This is a genomic window from Cupriavidus sp. YAF13, from assembly GCF_052113425.1.
Classification (GTDB): Bacteria; Pseudomonadota; Gammaproteobacteria; order Burkholderiales; family Burkholderiaceae; genus Cupriavidus.
This window is the reverse complement of sequence record NZ_JBFRDD010000043.1, coordinates 13,020-28,900: the sequence shown is the minus strand read 5'-3', so window position 1 is coordinate 28,900 and position 15,881 is coordinate 13,020. Positions and strand designations below refer to the sequence as shown.

The following is a 15,881-nucleotide window of genomic DNA, read 5'->3' as shown; positions in this document are numbered from 1 at the left end:
CCGTCACGGTTCTGTCGCAGTAAGAGAGATCAGTCGCCAAGAAGGCCGCAGTGAATCTTGGCTTATGAGGCCAGGGAATAGAATTGCTGTGCAGCGGACACGGTGGCCCCACCGGAACGGTGCATCTGCCCCTTGGCGATCATATGCATCAACTCGATGCCGCCAAGGACAATGCGCGCGCATCGAAAGGCTTTGAAGCCAAGCATCGGTCGGGTGATGCGCTTGATCGCCCGATGGTCCTGCTCGACGATGTTGTTCAGGCGCTTGACCTGTCGAATGGCGATGGGCGTTTCCCGTTCGGCGTTGATGTCGTGCAGGGCCGCCAAGTTGGCCGGGCTGCCGTCGACGGTGACCGTGTCGGGCTGGCCGTGCTGTGCGATGGCCTTCTCGAAGAACCGCCGAGCAGCTGCCTTGTCTCGCTGGACGCGCAGTAGAAAATCGATGGTATGGCCGGCCTTGTCGACCGCCCGGTACAGGTATTTCCACTGGCCGCGCACCAGGATGTAGGTTTCATCCATGCGCCAGCTTTTGCCCACCGGGCGCTTGTGAGAGCGAAAGATCCTGTTCAACGCCGGCAGCAACTTCAGTGCCCAGCGGTGCACGGTCGAATGGTCCACCGAGACGCCACGCTCGGCCATCATCTCGTCGAGATCTCGCAGGCTCAGCGGATAGGCCACGTACCAGCGCACGCAGGTCAGCATCACTTCCAGCGGGTAATGCAAACGCTTCAAGACCTTCGCCACTTCCGGATTCATGGCCGCCACCAACACTCGCTGAGTCTGACACCAGCACATTCTATCGAAGGCTTACTGCGACAGAACCCCCTGGTGCGACGCCGCCGGGCCGTTTCCACAGGGAGATATGAAAAAGGGGCGCCGAAGCGCCCCCAAGGTTCAGTAGTGCTGGCGACACTGCATCACGTAAATGGTGCCGTCCTGAACGATGTAGACCAGGCGGTCAGCCTTCGTGATGCGGCGGGACCAGAAACCCGTCAAATCCCCCTTCAGTGGCTCCGGCTTGCCGGTGCCGGTGAAGGGGTTGCGGGCGATCTCTTCAATGAGACCGTTAATCTCGTCGACGATGCGCTGGTCGATCTTCTGCCAGTACAGGTAATCGTCCCAGGCATGGGTGGTCCATGCGACCTTGCAGTTATTTTCGGCGGCGGCCTTGTTTTTCGCCTTCTGTTTCTGGCTCATTTCTCACCAATTCCTTGATGGAGGACTTGCCAGCTCGAAACTCAGCGATGGATTCCCGCAGGCGCTGCGCATTCTTCTCGGACCCCAGCAGGTGCAGCGTTTCTTGCATGCTGTTGTAATCCTCGAGTGAGAGCAGCACTACGTGCTCGCCCCGCTGCCTGGTGATGACAGTGGGCTCATGGTCCTTGCAAACCGAATCCAACGCCTGCTTGAAGCTGGCTCGCGCCTCGCTAAAAGTCAGGATATTCATCGATACACCTCAACTTGCACCCCAAGCTGCGCGGCGTATTGGCGCTACAGCCCAGGCATTTCTGCCTGCCCTGATCCCGTAACAAGGTATGGGGGTCGGGACGTTCCGAAAAGTCGGTCCTGCTCTACTGCGAACATCCAACTACGAACATTGTACAAAACGTGGTACGACTGCGCAAGCACAATCCAACCCGGCGCGAATTCTCCTAATACTGTATATTTGTACAGTGTGACCCTCCAACCTCTGCAAACGCCGGCCGCAATGACCGCCGACCAAGCGTTTGCGTTCGCCTGGGCGAAGGCACAGGGGGTCGCGCAGCACCACGATGACCCCATCGTGGGCGTGCAAATGACGGTTAATGTGCTGTCCGACAGCGTGATCGCGGCCGTTATCGGCGGATTGCCCATCAGCGCATCTAAGCCGGTCGCCGGGGCGGAAGTCCCGGCGTACAGGTTTTCCGGAAATTGTCACCATAGTGATAAGAAGTGCTATTTCCTGCAGACCAAGGGCGACCGCCACTACCAGGGCACCACCTTCTGGGCGCCGGCCTCAACGGCCAGCGCGAACTGACCCGCACTTACTTCAGCGTCTTCAACCGGTTGTTCGCCGCACGCGCGCCTTCGGTACCTGGATACTTGGCCAGCACCTGTTCCAGCGTTTTGCGCGCGGCATCCTTCTGGCCGGACTCGAACTGATTATTGGCCACCGCGATCATGGCGTCCGGCACCTTGGGATGCGTCGGGTTGGCATGGATCATTTTCTGCAGCACCCAGGTGGACCCCTTGTAGTCGCGCTGCGCGTAGAGCGAGTCGCCGAGCCAGTACTGCGCCAGCGGCAGGTAGGGGCTCTGCGGATACTTCTTGATAAACGACGAGAACGAATTCCCGGCGCTCTTGAAATCGCCCGCCTGGAAATGCTTGAGCGCGGCGTCGTATTCGGGCTTCTCGCCCGGCTGCGACGTGCCTTCGCGGTCTTCGACCGAAGTGTGCTGCGGCTCGAACTTCTTCAGGCGCGCATCCAGGTCGGTGTAATAGTCCTTCTGCTCAATGCGCTGGGTCGCCGTGGCCTGGAAGCTGTTGAACTGGTCGCGCAGGTTGATGACCGTTTTGCGCGCCTGCTCATCGTCGAACACGCCGGCGTGTGCCGGCGTGGGTGGCAGCATGCCGCCGCTAACGGTTGCGCGCGCGTGCGAATAGATTTCGAGCACAGGGGTTCGCGCCGATTCGCTTGCACGGGAAAGCGTTTAGCTTGAAATTCTACAAGGTTTGCCTACGCACATTGATAACCGACATCACTACCCGACCCGGTAAAACTCTTTACTCTGCCCCGCATTGACCGCCCGCTGCAGCCAGTCGGGCATGTCGCCCTGCCCGTCCCAACTCTGCCCCGCGGCGTTGCGGTAGCAGACCGCCGGCGGCGGAGGTGGCGGAGGCGACGGCGGATCGAAGCATCCCGCCGCTTCCAGCTCCTCCATGGTCAGCCCATAGTCCGCCATCTGATCCTGGATCCAGCGAATCGCCTCCGCCCGCTCATTGTTCGCTGTCACTGCTGTCGCTGCCGTCATCCGGGTTCGAGGCGGCCGTCGGCGCGCCCTGCTTTTCATCTTGCTGTTCGCCCTGCTTGTCGCTCGGCTTCTCGGTCGACCTCCCACGCCTGGTAGAGGTTCGACGAGGCCTCCAGCGCATCGGGATACCGTGCGGCCATCAGGTCCCAGGGCGTCTTGTAGCCCTCCTGGAAGGACAGGCCCTTGCCGTAGGGGCCGTAGGTCATGATGACCGGGTACTCGCCCGGCGCGATGGGCCTGTAGACGTCGGCCCGCAGCACGATGCCATCGTCCATCTCGATCGGCACGTCCCAATCGATGGCCATGTTGGCGCTAATTTCCGCTGCTTGTGTCATAGCGCGGATACTCCTTGAACTTGATATTGAAGCCTCGGCCTCCGGGCGGCGAAGATCATGACGATGGCCGCGGCGGCATAGAGCGCGACCACCATGAGCAGGCTGGACGTGTTGCTGCCCGTCGAGGTCCGCAGCCAGGTGCTGATGGAGGGCGTCACCATCGGCGCGATGTTGGCGAGCGAACTCACCAGCGCGAGGCCGCTGGCCGCCTGTTCCTTCGGCAGGTACTCGCTGACGAAGGAGAAGAAAATCGGCGTTGTGGAAGCCGTGCCGATGGTCGCGAGCGAGAGCAGTGCGATCGACACGGCCACGCCGCCGTTCAGGCAAGCGATGCCGAGCAGGCCGGTCGCGATCAACGCCACGCCGGCCACGAAGTGCCAGCGCCGTTCGTTGTATCGGTCGGAGCTGCGGCTCATGAGCATCATGCCGACGGCGCCGACGACGTTCGGGATGGCTTGCAGCATGCCGATGTGTAAGACGTCTTTCACGCCCCAGCTTTGGATCAACGTCGGTACCCAAAACACCAGCACGTAGACCGCGCCGAGGTACAGGAAACAGATGAACGAGAGCACATAGACCTTGGGATCGCGCAGCAGGGCTCCGAGAGCGCCGTGGCGACTGCCTCCCCCGGTCCGACCATCCCTAGCGAGTCGATCGGCCAGCAGCCTCTTCTGCTCGAGGGTGAGCCATTTGGCCTCAGCCGGGCTGTTACTCAGGCAGGTGTAGCAGAGAAAGCCGATCAGCAGGCAGGGCACACCATTGACGATGAACATCCATTGCCAGCCCTGGTAGCCAAGAAAGTCGTTGCCGAACTTTATCAGCGCACCATTGATCGGGCCGATGAGGATGCCGGAGATGACCGCAGAGGTCATGAACATTGCGATGGCCCGGCCGCGCCGGGCCGGCGGGTACCAGTAGGTAAAGTAGAGGACGACGCCGGGGAAGAAGCCCGCCTCGAAGGCGCCGAGCAGGAAGCGCAGCATGTAGAACTGCCAGGGTGTTGTGACCCAGGCCATGCCAGTGGCGCAGGCACCCCAAAGCACCATGAAGCGCAGGATGGTCTTGCGCGCGCCGATCTTCTCCAGGAGCAGGTTGCTCGGCACCTCGAACAGCAGATAGCCGACGAAGAACATGCCCGCGCCGAGGGCGAAGACCTGATCGCTGAAATGCAACTCATGCTTCATCTGAAGCTGAGCGAAGCCGATGTTCACCCGGTCGATGAAGGCAAAGCAGTAGGCAACCAACAGCAAGGGCAGGATGTGCCAGTTGATCTTGGAGAAGAGCATTTTTTCCTCGGGGTTCTCCACCACAACGCCATCTTCAGGAAAGGAAAGTGCGGTCATATACTCCCCGTCAGGCGTTGGCGCCCGGTTTCTTGTTCGATGAACCGCCAAGTTGATCGGCTGCGAACTCCGCCGCCAGGGTGCCAGCGATTGTCAAGTCGTTCTGCTTGGAGTACAGGCTCATGTGCGAGACGTTGGGCAGCACCGCCACGCCCTTCTTCACGATCTCCTTGACGTAGCACCAGCCACCGCCCATGACCAGCAGAGGGAACGGGCCCTCGCCTTCCGGCAACACAAGATCGCCGCGGACCTTGATGCCCTGGCTCAGGAATTCAACTTCGCGCTGAGTACTCATCTTTGTCTCCAATGTTCGATAGGTGGCGCGCTACCCCGCGCAGCGGCCAGAAATTACCGAAAAGTAAGACGGCTCGAAAACCTCCGTAGACCGGAGGCCACATCGGATTGAGGGTCGGCCGGGATTCGGAATCACCCGAATATGAGACGCGGACGAAGCGGGGCAACGCGGCTCGCTGCGCTAGAGCGAGCGCTCGAGCGGCCGACCCGTCGCGCACATAAAAGTCGCGTTCTTTATTACTTCCAGCCTTATGTGTCATTTCCGGCTTTATCCCGGCATGCCCCCTATGCCGCCGGCACTGGCGTCAGCATTCCCGCCTGCTGCATCAGACTCGCCAATCCGGTCTCCTCGAGCGCGTAGACGCCGCGCGCTGCCCGCCATACAAGCGCTTTGTCCTGGAGCGCAGAAAGCGCCTGCTGGGCATTCGAAACATCGACTCTCGCGTCGGCGCCCGGGTCAATCGCCTTCAAGACGGCGTCATACGCCTCCATGGTGGCTGCCTCGAACGGCGCGTAATTGCTCCCCCGAACGGCCATGACTCGAAGAACTGTGGATTGAAGCGGCGTCAGACTGTGAACCACACGCATCTGTTCGGTGTTGCTGACCGCGATCTGCTCTTCAACCGCGGCCGCAAATCTCGCGGGGATGTCTCCTGCCGGAAGTCCGAATTCAAACCGAAGCGCATCAGCCGCGGCACCCAACAGTTCCGGGCGGAAAGCGGCTCGCTTGAACAGCTCGAACACCTCTGCCGGGTCGAGTTTGGCTCCCAAGTCAAGTCGATCACAGAACCATTGGACATAGGCCATGTCCAGCGCCGGGAAGTTGACGAGGGGAGCTCCGTAGAACGCCTGGTCTCGGCTATTGCGAAGCATGGCCAGCTTGTCACGATTGGAGCCCGTCGCGACGATTCGCAGACCCTTATGTCTGCTGCTATTCAGTTCATCCCGCGCGGCCTTTAACGCGAACAGGGCGTCGTTCCCCTTCTCACTGACAATCGCTTGCTGCGCTTCGTCGATTACCAGCACAATGGGCTTGCCCGCTTCATCGGATAGGGCGGCAAGTGCCGCCGACAGGGAAATCCCTTCGCCAAGGCCAACCCGATCAAGGGAGAACGACATCCCGCCAACCGCGACTTTCTCCATTCCGGCAGAGCGAGCGAGTCGCTTAATGACGCCTTCATGGCTCGCGAGCTCGGCCCGCACGGCCCCGACAATGACCTCTCCTGGGTCAGCTCGGCGGTCTTCCCACAGATCGGCATAGACTACAAGGGCACCGAGGTTCTCCAACGCCGGCCGCAGATCCTCCCTTAAGAAGGTCGACTTGCCGGTTCGTCTTGGCGCCGCCAGAAAAAGGCCGGAACTGGACGCGGAAGTTGGTGAGACCGTCAGAATTTTGGTGGCCAACTCTGTTGCTAGTGCCTCTCGTTTGAAGACTTCCATCCGCGCGGTCCCTAGAATATGTTCGATTAGACCAAACTATAGTCGATTATAGTCAAGGTCGCCAATTTGTGGAGTTTGGGCCGCATCTGTACGGTTTCGCCACTCATTATGTATATCTTGCAGCACATGCTAGAGGGCGAAGCGAGTCTGTCGCGATGGAGCGCTGACGTGGCGGGCGCTGGGTATATCCCAGGGCTCCTTGGGGGAGCACGGCGGCAGTCGGGAACGCCACATTTCCTCGTAAGGAAGGCCGCGCCCAGTTTGGCCGCCGTCCCCGCGCGGCTTGTCCACAGGCTTGTCTCCTTGCGCGGTGGATAAATCCCATCCGACACCRCTGGCGCCCCCCCTCAGGCCGGCCCCGGCTTGAACTTGGTGCGCGCCGCCGGCGCCCGACGCCGGGCCGGCGCCAGGCGGCGCGTCGCGGCCGCTTCCGCATCGGCCCGCTCGGCGCGCCGGACTGCCATCTCCAGTTCCGCCCGCAGCGCATCCTGCGCCGCCTGCCCATCCGCCAGCGCCTGTTGCGCCTGTGCCAGTTGCAGGCGGAGCGTGTCGCGCTCGGCGTGCTGCCTTGCCCGTGCCTCAGCACTGGCCACGGCGGCGTCCTGCGCCCGCACCTGCACCGCCGCCTGCTCGGCCTTCTGGCGCAGCGTGCGCTCCTGGTCGATCTCGCGCAGCGCGCGGCGCTCGGTGGCGCTGGCGCGCTCCTGCGCGACGGCGACCTGCTCGCGGGTGCGTTCCAGCTCCGTCGAGAACTGGGTACGCAGCTCCAGCAACTGCCGCTCRAGCGCCTCGACCTGACGCACGCCCTCCTCGGGGTAATCCCGAGGCCGTACAGCACTTGGTCGCCGATCATCCGTCGACAAACGCTGCCAGCGCTATCCCGGGAATCGGCCGCCGGGCATCGTACTCGACAAGCGTTCACTAGGAGACAACAGGATGTTCGACCTTACCCGAATCAGTGTGATGAGGGGCGCCCCACAGCACCAGTGCCACAACCAATCCGATGGGAACAGAAGCATCGTAAGCGCTCAATAAACGACACGCTGCCCAGGGATCCATCACCGCTCTCGTCGATGGCCAGATTTGGCGGTAGGACGGAACGAACCGGCACACCTTCGTACAGATGACCGGAGGAACCAGGAGGTCACTCATAGCCCTCAATTCCCTCGCCCGCTGGCGGACAGACGGAAATTCTCCGGAAATCATTGGCATTTTTTCTATTCGCCGCCAAAGTTGTTCCTGATGGGGGGCCGAATGCAAATCAGCTCCTATGTAAAGTAGCCTTCTGGCATCTACTGGCCAACATGAATCGGGGCGTAGAACAACCTCTTGGCCGCATTGACTATTGACTAAGGGTTCCACCCAGCACCGTATTCGCGCCAACTCCAGGGCATCAAAGTGAGTGATATATCATGCACACTGCAATAAGAGCATATTCGGGAGCAGGCGCTAAGGAACTCTTCGATTTGTTGGAGAGGCGCACTCCTGAGATCGAATCGCTGATGCGTTCGGTCCAAGGCTTTGTCAGCTACACACTGGCCCGAAGCGAGGATGGTGAATTTGGCTTCTCAGTTACCGTTTGCAATGACAAGACTGGGGTTGATGAAAGCAGCCAAAAGGCTAAGGATTGGATCGCACAGAACGCTGCAGGCAACGGCGCAAGTGCCCCAACGATCTCAGAGGGACTCGTGATCCTGCACGTTAAGTAGCGGCAATACGTGCTGACCCGATCGAGCGCAGAGTTGGAGGCCGTCATCGGGGTGATCGAATGGAAGGGACTTCCCCTGCCCACATGGCGATGTGGAACCAATCGAGAACGTACTCACCGCGGTCACCAAAGCCGAGCTGGGCAAACCGTACGGTATCCCCGCCGTCCGACAGGAAGGTCACCGGTTGACTAGGTTGCACACCTTCACGTCGAAGGAAATTCAACATACGATCGGCCGGCCGGGACTCCGGCGCTGCGACAGTGATCAGCTATGGCTGCGTCGCGGTTACCCGGAAATGTTCCATCGTCTGCCCGGCGTGGATCGCCCGCTGCAGCCAGTCCGGCATGGCGCCGCGGCCGTCCCAGCCCTGCCCGTGCGCATTGCGGTAGCGCGCCGCTCCTGGCGTTGGGGTCGGCGGCGGCTCGGCAAAGCAGCCGGCGGCCTGCAAGTCAGCCAGGCTCAGCCCATGCTGGGCCAACTGGATGCGGATCCAGGTAATCGCTTGCGCGCGCTCGATTTCGATCGACATGGTGTAGGTGAATAGATTTGGGGCAGCGCCGGATCTGGCGTCTTGCCGTCGCCTGACAGCGTTGGACGTCAGGGTTGATGGGGGATGGCTGTGGCGAGAATCGGTGGCGGCGGGAGGACATGGCTGCGCTCGCTGCTTAAATTTTAGTCAACTCCGCTGACGCCGCCGGCACTCGGCCCCCGCGCGGCTTGTCCACAGGCTTGTTCCCTCGCGCGGTGGACAAATCCCCGCCCTCGGGCACCACCACCGCCGCGCGCGCCTGGTCGCGTTGCGCCTCCGCCTCGCTCGCCTGCAGCCGCGCTTCGGCCCGCAAGGCGGCCAGTTCGCCGGTGGCGGCCGCGTTGGCGGCCTGCCAGATCGATTGCACGGCATTGGCGGCGATCGCCTTGAGCGCCTCCGGCAGCCCGGGGTGGTCGATGGTCACGCGCATCTTGCCGCGCAGGTCCGCCCAGAACTGCGCCAGCACCTCGGTGGGCGTGCCCATGCTGCCCTTGTGCACCAGGCCGTAGAGCTTGTTGGCGGTGGGGGTGATGCCATAGCGGAAGAACAACAGGGCGCAGACCTCGCGGTAGAGCGCGCGGGTCTCGGGGAACTGCGCACGCAGTGCGGCCACGTCGGCGGCGAGCGTGGCCTGCAGAGCGGCGTCGGAAGGAGTCCGCGCCAAACCGGGGGCTGACTAAGCGGCAAGGCGATGGTTTCCTTCGCCGGCGATGGAGGGATACCATCGTTCAACGTAAGACCGGAGTTGGTCATTGAGCACGGCCGTCCGGATTTGCAGCAGGTTGTGCGCGTGCCGAGGCCGCCAGGCCATCTGCTGCCGCTTGACGAACCGCTTGCTGACCACCTGATTGACCGCAGATTCGACGAAGCCTGATGCAATGGGATCCCCATGCCGATAGCGATCACCGTAGTTCACGATGAACTGCCGGTTGTTGTCTAGGTAGCCCATGACTACCTGGATGACATTGTGCAATTGTGGGAACGTCAAATGCTCGGGAACGAGGACGCGTCGCCAAACCGGCGGGCTTAGGCCGCGCAGAGCAATTCGAAGTTGAAGGATGGAGGTCGCCGCCCCAGGATCGGAAGCCATGCGCGCATTGTAGGTGCCTCATTGGCCTCTCGGCGGTGGTCCGGTCGTTCGCCCCCGTTTTGGCGCGGTCTCCTTTTACAAGGACGGCGAAGAAGTCTGGGCGTGCAATGCCATATATGCCGCCGCGCATTTCGACTTTGCTGCCGTGTCGAGCGCCTGCGCGTCGACGGCCGACTGAGGTGCCGGCGGCGCCGACAGACGTCCGCCCCTCCCCCATTCAACATAACCTCCCAGCAACCAGCCAAATTTCGGGGTACGGGCGTTATGTCAATGCATTCGCGAGGGCGCCTGCTCAAGGTGTTTTCCCGGAACAGACGCAAGACCCTATCGTTCGCTGGCAGGGGTGATCGAATGGAGGGACTTTCCCGTCCCGAGACTGCGGCGCAAGCCGCCAGTTGGCATCGAAGTGCCATGATGGCTGCAACACAACCAGAAGGGAGGCGCGGAAGGCTCTGCGCCTGCGCATCCTGGAAACGATCTCGGTGAGGTATCCCGACTTGCGTAGGGCGTGTGAGGCGCGAGCGCTACTGGAGACGGGGGCGGCCAATGGGCAGCCGTTCCAGAACCAGCCGTCTGGCGAATAGCGGTGTATCCGAAGGTTAGAAGCGCCTTGCAAAGCACGTGCGCTGTCGGAGACCGGAGGATGACGGCTAGCTTGCCATGATACAAAACCTCGGATAATATTGGAAACCATCCGAGGTTTTGTATCAAAATGTCAACGTCCTCATCCTCTCAGCGAGAGCGCGCAGTAGCTCAACTTCGAGCCAGAGGGCTGGTGCGAGCAAGCGAGATGCGCGAGATCGGCGTTACAGCGACGACGATCGCCCGCCTTGAGCGCGACGGTGTTGCAGTTCGCCTGGCCCGGGGCGTTTACCAACTCGCGGATGCTCCTCTGGGCCTACAGCATACCCTGGCGCTGGCGTCAAAACTTGTGCCCAGCGGAGTCATCTGCCTCACTTCGGCGTTGGCTTTCCATGAGCTAACTGACCAGATCCCAGCCAAGGTTTGGATGGCTATTGGCCAGAAGGACTGGAAGCCAAGCTTCGACTATCCTCCGGTCCGATTCATCCGATCTCCTGCCCCCCGTGATGACCCGGACACGGAGCGGCATGCGATCGACAACGTATCGGTTCCGGTCTTTAGCGTTGCCAGGACGATTGCTGACCTGTTCCGGTACCGGAAGAAAGTCGGCTTAAATACCGCGCTAGAAGGGCTCCGCGAAGCCCTGATGCAGAAAAAAGCGACTCCGGCAGAAATTGCCCAGCATGCAGCAGATGCCGGTGTCTGGAAGATTCTAGAACCGTACTTAACAGCAATGGTTTCCCATGCCTGAGCAAAAGCCGCTTCGCGACATTGGTGCGTCAGTTCGCGCCCGACTTCTGACTCTCGCGCGCCAGCGAGGCCAGCAGTTCGATTTGCTTCTCACTCGCTATGCGATAGAGCGCCTCTTGTTCCGACTGGGCATCTCCGTACACCGCGACCGCTTTGTGCTAAAAGGCGCGATGCTCATGACAAGCTGGTTCGAGGATCCGCATCGACCAACTCGTGACGTCGACTTCCTTGGCTTCGGCGAGTCCGAAGCCGACCACCTGTTAGCGACCTTCGCCGAAGTGTGCGCGCTAGCTGCGGACGACGGCATCTCGTTCGACGCTGCGGGCCTGAGAGCAGAGGCGATTCGCGAGGACACTGACTATGGAGGTCTGAGGTTGCGTACCACCGCACAGCTCGCCGGTCGTCACGGAGGTTCTGTCGCAGTAAGCCTTCGATAGAATATGCTGGTGTCGGACTCAGCAAGCGTTGGTGGCAGTCATGAACCCGGAAGTGGCGAAGGTCTTGAAGCGTTTGCATAACCCGCTGGAGGTGATGCTGACCTGCGTGCGCTGGTACGTGGCCTATCCGCTGAGCCTGCGACATCTCGAAGAGATGATGGCCGAGCGTGGCGTCTCAGTGTGTACCATTCGACCGTGCACCGCTGGGCACTGAAGTTGCTGCCGGCGTTGAGCAAGATCTTTCGCTCTCGAAAGCGCCCGGCGGGCAAAAGCTGGCGCATGGATGAACCCTACATCCTGGTGCGCGGCCAGTGGAAATACCTGTACCGAGCGGTGGATAAGGCCGGCCATACCATCGACTTCCTGCTGCGCACCCAGCGAGACAAGGCCGCGGCGCGGCGCTTTTTCGAGAAGGCCATCGCGCACAACGGCCAGCACGATTCAGTGACCATCGACGGCAGCCCGGTCAACCTGGCGGCCTTGCGCGACATCAACGCCGAGCAGGAAGCTCCCATCGCCATTCGACAGGTCAAATATCTGAACAACATCGTCGAGCGGGACCATCGGGCCATCAAGCGCCAGACTCGACCAATGCTTGGCTTCAAGGACTTTCGCTGCGCGCGCACCTTGCTGGGCGGCATCGAGCTCATGCATATGATCGCCAAGGGCCAGATGCAGTGCCACGAAGGGAGCAATCCGTCGGCCGCTGACCAATTCTATGCCTTAGCCGCCTGAGCGAATCCCAACGCCCCCACTTCGCTCGTCGCCGCGTCCTTATCGCGACAGAGCCCCTTGGCGGGTACTTTCGTGCGAAGCCTTGATGATATACGGCGAGTGACCGCTTCGCGCTGACAAAGTAGAGCGAACGCTGATGGCCGACATCTGCCTGACGGAGGCAGTGTTCACAACGTCGTCGTAGCTGTTCACCCCCATACCGCGACGGATGTTCATACCATTCGTGCTATGCACAAGCATCGGAGCCAACAGGCATGACGGCAGAACGGCCAACTCCCCCCACTGACATCACTCCCGAGACCTACGTCGGGCACATCCGCCGCGCGCTGCAGCCGCTGGCCGATCCGGCCGCCGCTGCCCAAATGCGCGCCTACATGCGCGATCAGTTTCCGTTTCTCGGCATTCCCACGCCGGCCCGCCGGCGAGCGCTGCGCGCCCTGCCGAAGGTGCCGTGGCGCGACCGTGAATGGGTGGCCGTCGCGCAACTGCTGTGGCGCGAACCCGAGCGCGAGTACCGCTATGCAGCCGCGGATCTGCTGCGCAAATGCGCTGCCCGGTTCGATGCCATGCGGATCGCGCCGATCCTCGCGCTCGCCCAGTCCGAGCCATGGTGGGACACAGTCGACAGCCTCGCCGTTACGATCGGCACCGTGATCGCGCGCGAGCGAAAAACCGATGCCGACGCGCAGGCCTGCGCTGATGCTTGGCTCGGGCATGACTCGCCGTGGGTGCGGCGCGTCGCGATGCTCCACCAACTGGGCTGGCGGCTAGAGACGGACGAGGCGCGGCTCTTCCGCTACGCGCGAACGTTGGCGCCGGAGACCGACTTCTTCATCCGTAAGGCGATCGGCTGGGCCCTGCGCGACTACGCGAACTGGAATCCGGATGCAGTGTCAGCATTCCTCGCCGCCCATCGCTACAGCCTTTCCGCGTTGACGCTTCGCGAGGCTGGGAGGCACCTGCAAGCTTGACGACAGACGTCTCGCGGATGCATGGTGGCGAAAGGCGGAAGGGCTCAGTCGCCCAGCCGTACGACCGCGATCGTCGCCGGGATGTGGCCGAGCACCGGACTCAGATGGCAGCTCGTCTGCGTCGGAGTTTACGGTTCCGTTTGCACGAAGGCGCTGTACGTTGCCGTTCATTTTGGTGATTCTTCTTTGCGCCCCGTCAATGCGGCGATTGGCGGCGCGAAGCGCGAGTTCTTCGCGTGATAGGTCATCCATCGCCCTTTAGCCGGAGATTGGAGCACGGCACAACTAGACCCGGAAGAATTCGGGCGACTGCCCCGCGTTGACCGCCCGCTGCAACCAGGCTGGCATCTCGCCCTGCCCGTCCCATTTTTGCCCTTCGGCGTTGCGGTAGGTGCGCGCCGGCTCGGGAACCGGCGGCGGTGCCTTCTCGGCGAAGCAGCCGGCCGCCTGCAGGTCGGTCAAGGTCAGGCCGTGCCTGGCCATCTGCACACGGATCCACACCGTGGCTGCGGCGCGCTCAATCTCAAGAGACATAGGTATAGCGTTTTGGTAGTCGGAAAGGTGCAACGATTTGGGCCGCACAATCAATCATCATTGCCGGCATCCCACACGGCCTGCATCGCTTCCATGCGCCGCGCGTCCTCGGTCGTCACGTAGCGGCTGGTCGTCGCCAGCGAGCCATGGCCGGCATTCTGCTGCATCACCTCGATCGGCACGCCGGCCGCCAGCGCATGCGAAATGTGTGTATGCCGCAGCCAGTGCGTGCTGGCGGCCTCCAGCCGATCCGCGCGGCGCGGATCGGCGAGACGCAGCGTGCCGGCACAGTCATCAGGAACCTCTTGATCTGCTTGGCGAGCGTGACGGCGCTGATCTCGGCTGCGGAACCGACGGGGTTGGCGGCGGTGTGCGCACCGGCCCACGGCGCCCGCTCGCCCAGGTCGGTGGTGTGGCCGAGCAGCGTGACGCCACCCGGGACCCGGTTGGCTCCCCGGTCGGCCGGATGGCCGCGCGCCACCAGATACGCCCCCAGCCGCGCGATCGCCCCCGGCGGCACCGGCACGCGGCGCAGCTTGTTGCCCTTGCCCACCACTTCCAGACACCGGCCCTCGATCCGCTTCTTGGTGCCGGCGCGGTGGCCAGCACCGGGCAGGTTGACCCACTCCAGATGGCCGGTGGCGGCAGCGACCACTTCCGACAAGCGCAGGCGGGTGGCGTGCCGCAGCGGCAAGGCGACCTGCAGGCGCTGGTGGGCCGAGATGGGCGGCAGTGCATCGAGCTGGGCCAGCTCGAACGTCCATTGGTCCTCGGTCAGGCTGCGCCCCACGTCCAGTGCCGGCCGGGCCTTGCGCGGCACGTGGATGCCGTGCCAGGAATCGCCCATCAGGTAGTTCCGGTCGGCAAGGAAGCGGTAGAGGTTGTTGAGCACCCCGAGCGCGTAGCCCTGCGCGCGCGACGACAGCGGGCCCTCAAAGGGCCTCCAGACCTGGATCCACCGCTCGCGCGAACGCGGGGCGTACCAATCCACCGTCGGCGGTGACAGGCTCTGGCGCTGCTTCACTTTGCGGCGTTGCCGCATATATCTGACTTGATGCCGGCGATAAAGAAGTCTATTGTGGCCGTTCGGTGCACGCTCCCAGTTCCTCGCACCGATGACCCACTGCCGTCGCCACCGTCCACTGTGGAATCGAGCTCGGGGAAGCAGTCGTAGTTCGTTTTTCCAACCGCGACAAAGGAGGCCGAGATGCTAAGTCCGCATGAAATCGCCGCGCTACTGCTGCTTGGCGACACGCAGGAGATCGACGACCTCGAGCCCGAGCAATTGGACACCTTGTTGGTTCACAAGCTGGTCACGTTGGAGCATGGTCATGATACCGGCGATGCCTACCCCCGCCTGACAAGTCAGGGGCATTCCATGCTCGAAGCCGTGCGCCGCATTCGTTAAGAGTCAGTCAGCTTGTACCGAAGACCAAACGGAGCGCTCTCGGCACAGCGGCCGTAATAGCTGAAGCTAGTTGTCCATCAAGCTCCCGACCCCGAAGGATGGAATGGCGGGGGGGCGTGACTCCGTAACGTTCCACAGCGCGTGCCCCAAGCCATGCCCCTGTCGACCCACGCCGGAACCCGCTGCGAACCACAGTTTTGTACCGTTATGCATCAAGCGCACCGGACAATACGTGCCCTGACGGAAATGGGGTTCACGCGCTATAGGAAAGCTACATAAGCAAACTCAGGCTCTATCTAACTCACGTTTGGAGAAACCACGATGGCAAAGCTAGTGGTGCTATACAAGAAGCCTGCGGACACGGCGGCGTTCGATTCCTATTACTTCTCGACCCATGTTCCGATCGCCAAGAAGATCGCCGGCCTGCGACGCTACGAGGTCAGCAGCGGCTCGGTTGCAAGCCCGGCCGGCGATTCGCCATTTCACCTGGCTGCGGTGCTGAGCTTTGATTCGCTGGCGGCGCTCCAGCAGGCAATGGCTTCGCCTGAGGGCGCCGCCGCAGCAGCTGACGTGGCCAATTTTGCCCAGGCCGGCGTTGACATGCTCATATTCGACACGAAGGAAGTTTAGGCCGGCAGTTCACGGCTCATTTTTTGCGAGAAGGGGATGTGCCCGCTATCACAAGGGCCATGGCAGGCGCCCGGGAGTTGTCGC

General features: G+C 62.1%; 23 protein-coding genes and 2 pseudogenes. 8 read left to right on the top strand and 17 right to left on the bottom strand.

Annotation, left to right across the window (positions count from 1 at the left end; translation table 11 throughout):
* Positions 1–62: 62 nt before the first annotated feature.
* The 3 genes from AB4061_RS28895 to AB4061_RS28885 form a co-directional block, all read right to left on the bottom strand.
* Positions 63–755: an IS6 family transposase gene (locus AB4061_RS28895; RefSeq protein WP_441639660.1), complete on the bottom strand. Its 693-nt coding sequence runs from the start codon at positions 753–755 to the stop codon at positions 63–65.
* A gap of 138 nt (positions 756–893) precedes the next feature.
* The gene (locus AB4061_RS28890) at positions 894–1,196 is read right to left on the bottom strand and encodes a Txe/YoeB family addiction module toxin (RefSeq protein WP_441639659.1); all 303 of its coding nucleotides are present in this window, start codon (positions 1,194–1,196) and stop codon (positions 894–896) included.
* Positions 1,150–1,446 carry a type II toxin-antitoxin system Phd/YefM family antitoxin gene (locus AB4061_RS28885; RefSeq protein WP_441639658.1) on the bottom strand — a complete coding sequence of 99 codons (297 nt, stop codon included), beginning with the start codon at positions 1,444–1,446 and terminating at the stop codon, positions 1,150–1,152. The genes AB4061_RS28890 and AB4061_RS28885 overlap by 47 nt, the downstream gene beginning before the upstream one ends.
* 261 nt (positions 1,447–1,707) lie before the next feature.
* On the opposite strand from AB4061_RS28885, the gene AB4061_RS28880 reads away from it, so the two are divergent.
* Entirely contained in the window at positions 1,708–2,016 is a 309-nt protein-coding gene (locus AB4061_RS28880) for a hypothetical protein (RefSeq protein WP_441639657.1), read from the top strand.
* A gap of 7 nt (positions 2,017–2,023) precedes the next feature.
* Here AB4061_RS28880 and ybgF read toward each other — a convergent pair whose 3' ends face one another.
* The 7 genes from ybgF to AB4061_RS28845 all read right to left on the bottom strand — a co-directional run bounded on the left by ybgF (position 2,024) and on the right by AB4061_RS28845 (position 7,195).
* Positions 2,024–2,608 carry a tol-pal system protein YbgF gene (gene ybgF, locus AB4061_RS28875; RefSeq protein ID WP_441639704.1) on the bottom strand — a complete coding sequence of 195 codons (585 nt, stop codon included), beginning with the start codon at positions 2,606–2,608 and terminating at the stop codon, positions 2,024–2,026.
* Positions 2,609–2,740: 132 nt separating this feature from the next.
* Positions 2,741–2,992: an H-NS histone family protein gene (locus AB4061_RS28870; RefSeq protein ID WP_441639656.1), complete on the bottom strand. Its 252-nt coding sequence runs from the start codon at positions 2,990–2,992 to the stop codon at positions 2,741–2,743.
* Between the two features lie 53 nt (positions 2,993–3,045).
* The gene (locus AB4061_RS28865) at positions 3,046–3,345 is read right to left on the bottom strand and encodes a CocE/NonD family hydrolase (protein ID WP_441639655.1); all 300 of its coding nucleotides are present in this window, start codon (positions 3,343–3,345) and stop codon (positions 3,046–3,048) included.
* Positions 3,342–4,688, bottom strand: coding sequence for an MFS transporter (locus tag AB4061_RS28860; protein ID WP_441639654.1), 1,347 nt, complete (start codon positions 4,686–4,688; stop codon positions 3,342–3,344). The genes AB4061_RS28865 and AB4061_RS28860 overlap by 4 nt, the downstream gene beginning before the upstream one ends.
* Positions 4,689–4,698: 10 nt before the next feature.
* Positions 4,699–4,983 (bottom strand): hypothetical protein, encoded by a 285-nt coding sequence (locus AB4061_RS28855; RefSeq protein WP_441639653.1) that lies wholly within the window; start codon positions 4,981–4,983, stop codon positions 4,699–4,701.
* Positions 4,984–5,267: 284 nt separating this feature from the next.
* Positions 5,268–6,422 carry an ATP-binding protein gene (locus AB4061_RS28850; protein ID WP_441639652.1) on the bottom strand — a complete coding sequence of 385 codons (1,155 nt, stop codon included), beginning with the start codon at positions 6,420–6,422 and terminating at the stop codon, positions 5,268–5,270.
* Between the two features lie 347 nt (positions 6,423–6,769).
* The gene (locus AB4061_RS28845; RefSeq protein ID WP_441639651.1) at positions 6,770–7,195 is read right to left on the bottom strand and encodes a hypothetical protein; all 426 of its coding nucleotides are present in this window, start codon (positions 7,193–7,195) and stop codon (positions 6,770–6,772) included.
* A 639-nt stretch (positions 7,196–7,834) separates the two neighbouring features.
* Between AB4061_RS28845 and AB4061_RS28840 the strand changes: the two genes are divergently transcribed.
* Positions 7,835–8,131 carry a hypothetical protein gene (locus AB4061_RS28840; protein WP_441639650.1) on the top strand — a complete coding sequence of 99 codons (297 nt, stop codon included), beginning with the start codon at positions 7,835–7,837 and terminating at the stop codon, positions 8,129–8,131.
* An 82-nt stretch (positions 8,132–8,213) separates the two neighbouring features.
* Here AB4061_RS28840 and AB4061_RS28835 read toward each other — a convergent pair.
* The 4 genes and pseudogenes from AB4061_RS28835 to AB4061_RS28820 all read right to left on the bottom strand — a co-directional run.
* A pseudogene (locus tag AB4061_RS28835) lies at positions 8,214–8,378 on the bottom strand (ISKra4-like element ISBte1 family transposase); the annotation flags it as partial.
* Positions 8,379–8,399: 21 nt separating this feature from the next.
* Positions 8,400–8,660 (bottom strand): H-NS histone family protein, encoded by a 261-nt coding sequence (locus tag AB4061_RS28830; protein WP_441639649.1) that lies wholly within the window; start codon positions 8,658–8,660, stop codon positions 8,400–8,402.
* Positions 8,661–8,910: 250 nt separating this feature from the next.
* A pseudogene (locus AB4061_RS28825) lies at positions 8,911–9,324 on the bottom strand (DNA-binding protein); the annotation flags it as partial.
* A gap of 12 nt (positions 9,325–9,336) precedes the next feature.
* Positions 9,337–9,750, bottom strand: coding sequence for an IS1096 element passenger TnpR family protein (locus AB4061_RS28820; protein WP_441639648.1), 414 nt, complete (start codon positions 9,748–9,750; stop codon positions 9,337–9,339).
* Between the two features lie 712 nt (positions 9,751–10,462).
* Here AB4061_RS28820 and AB4061_RS28815 point away from each other — a divergent pair.
* The 4 genes from AB4061_RS28815 (at position 10,463) to AB4061_RS28800 (ending at position 13,225) form a co-directional block, all read left to right on the top strand.
* Entirely contained in the window at positions 10,463–11,083 is a 621-nt protein-coding gene (locus tag AB4061_RS28815) for a type IV toxin-antitoxin system AbiEi family antitoxin domain-containing protein (RefSeq protein ID WP_441639647.1), read from the top strand.
* Entirely contained in the window at positions 11,076–11,519 is a 444-nt protein-coding gene (locus tag AB4061_RS28810; protein WP_441639646.1) for a nucleotidyl transferase AbiEii/AbiGii toxin family protein, read from the top strand. Before AB4061_RS28815 ends, AB4061_RS28810 begins: the two co-directional genes overlap by 8 nt.
* A 40-nt stretch (positions 11,520–11,559) precedes the next feature.
* A protein-coding gene (locus AB4061_RS28805; RefSeq protein ID WP_441639645.1) for an IS6 family transposase occupies positions 11,560–12,254 on the top strand; the annotation gives its coding sequence in 2 pieces (ribosomal slippage) (positions 11,560–11,694 and positions 11,697–12,254; 693 coding nt in all).
* A gap of 254 nt (positions 12,255–12,508) precedes the next feature.
* Positions 12,509–13,225: a DNA alkylation repair protein gene (locus AB4061_RS28800; RefSeq protein WP_441639644.1), complete on the top strand. Its 717-nt coding sequence runs from the start codon at positions 12,509–12,511 to the stop codon at positions 13,223–13,225.
* Positions 13,226–13,510: 285 nt separating this feature from the next.
* Here the strand turns inward: AB4061_RS28800 and AB4061_RS28795 are convergent, their stop codons facing one another.
* Genes AB4061_RS28795 through AB4061_RS28785 form a run of 3 tightly spaced genes read right to left on the bottom strand, consistent with a single transcriptional unit; the run spans position 13,511 to position 14,750 of the window.
* Complete coding sequence (locus AB4061_RS28795; RefSeq protein WP_441639643.1) at positions 13,511–13,759, bottom strand: H-NS histone family protein; 249 nt, start codon at positions 13,757–13,759, stop codon at positions 13,511–13,513.
* Between the two features lie 50 nt (positions 13,760–13,809).
* The gene (locus tag AB4061_RS28790) at positions 13,810–13,953 is read right to left on the bottom strand and encodes a hypothetical protein (RefSeq protein ID WP_441639703.1); all 144 of its coding nucleotides are present in this window, start codon (positions 13,951–13,953) and stop codon (positions 13,810–13,812) included.
* A complete protein-coding gene (locus AB4061_RS28785) occupies positions 13,926–14,750 on the bottom strand; it encodes a hypothetical protein (RefSeq protein ID WP_441639710.1) in 825 nt (274 codons plus the stop codon). The genes AB4061_RS28790 and AB4061_RS28785 overlap by 28 nt, the downstream gene beginning before the upstream one ends.
* A 216-nt stretch (positions 14,751–14,966) precedes the next feature.
* Between AB4061_RS28785 and AB4061_RS28780 the strand changes: the two genes are divergently transcribed.
* Together AB4061_RS28780 and AB4061_RS28775 are read left to right on the top strand one after the other, a co-directional pair.
* The gene (locus AB4061_RS28780) at positions 14,967–15,167 is read left to right on the top strand and encodes a hypothetical protein (RefSeq protein ID WP_276268231.1); all 201 of its coding nucleotides are present in this window, start codon (positions 14,967–14,969) and stop codon (positions 15,165–15,167) included.
* A gap of 321 nt (positions 15,168–15,488) precedes the next feature.
* Positions 15,489–15,797, top strand: a complete 309-nt coding sequence (locus AB4061_RS28775) for an EthD family reductase (protein WP_441639642.1) — start codon at positions 15,489–15,491, stop codon at positions 15,795–15,797.
* The last annotated feature ends 84 nt before the right edge of the window (positions 15,798–15,881 follow it).

Bases quoted from the DNA above. Each gene is read 5' to 3' on its own strand.
- AB4061_RS28855 (WP_441639653.1), bottom strand. From the start codon at position 4,983: ATGAGTACTCAGCGCGAAGTTGAATTCCTGAGCCAGGGCATCAAGGTC.
- AB4061_RS28890 (WP_441639659.1), bottom strand. From the start codon at position 1,196: ATGAGCCAGAAACAGAAGGCGAAAAACAAGGCCGCCGCCGAAAATAAC.
- ybgF (WP_441639704.1), bottom strand. From the start codon at position 2,608: ATGCTGCCACCCACGCCGGCACACGCCGGCGTGTTCGACGATGAGCAG.
- AB4061_RS28795 (WP_441639643.1), bottom strand. From the start codon at position 13,759: ATGTCTCTTGAGATTGAGCGCGCCGCAGCCACGGTGTGGATCCGTGTG.
- AB4061_RS28800 (WP_441639644.1), top strand. From the start codon at position 12,509: ATGACGGCAGAACGGCCAACTCCCCCCACTGACATCACTCCCGAGACC.
- AB4061_RS28820 (WP_441639648.1), bottom strand. From the start codon at position 9,750: ATGGCTTCCGATCCTGGGGCGGCGACCTCCATCCTTCAACTTCGAATT.
- AB4061_RS28840 (WP_441639650.1), top strand. From the start codon at position 7,835: ATGCACACTGCAATAAGAGCATATTCGGGAGCAGGCGCTAAGGAACTC.
- AB4061_RS28850 (WP_441639652.1), bottom strand. From the start codon at position 6,422: ATGGAAGTCTTCAAACGAGAGGCACTAGCAACAGAGTTGGCCACCAAA.
- AB4061_RS28880 (WP_441639657.1), top strand. From the start codon at position 1,708: ATGACCGCCGACCAAGCGTTTGCGTTCGCCTGGGCGAAGGCACAGGGG.
- AB4061_RS28815 (WP_441639647.1), top strand. From the start codon at position 10,463: ATGTCAACGTCCTCATCCTCTCAGCGAGAGCGCGCAGTAGCTCAACTT.
- AB4061_RS28865 (WP_441639655.1), bottom strand. From the start codon at position 3,345: ATGACACAAGCAGCGGAAATTAGCGCCAACATGGCCATCGATTGGGAC.
- AB4061_RS28775 (WP_441639642.1), top strand. From the start codon at position 15,489: ATGGCAAAGCTAGTGGTGCTATACAAGAAGCCTGCGGACACGGCGGCG.
- AB4061_RS28830 (WP_441639649.1), bottom strand. From the start codon at position 8,660: ATGTCGATCGAAATCGAGCGCGCGCAAGCGATTACCTGGATCCGCATC.
- AB4061_RS28780 (WP_276268231.1), top strand. From the start codon at position 14,967: ATGCTAAGTCCGCATGAAATCGCCGCGCTACTGCTGCTTGGCGACACG.
- AB4061_RS28860 (WP_441639654.1), bottom strand. From the start codon at position 4,688: ATGACCGCACTTTCCTTTCCTGAAGATGGCGTTGTGGTGGAGAACCCC.
- AB4061_RS28895 (WP_441639660.1), bottom strand. From the start codon at position 755: ATGAATCCGGAAGTGGCGAAGGTCTTGAAGCGTTTGCATTACCCGCTG.
- AB4061_RS28885 (WP_441639658.1), bottom strand. From the start codon at position 1,446: ATGAATATCCTGACTTTTAGCGAGGCGCGAGCCAGCTTCAAGCAGGCG.
- AB4061_RS28810 (WP_441639646.1), top strand. From the start codon at position 11,076: ATGCCTGAGCAAAAGCCGCTTCGCGACATTGGTGCGTCAGTTCGCGCC.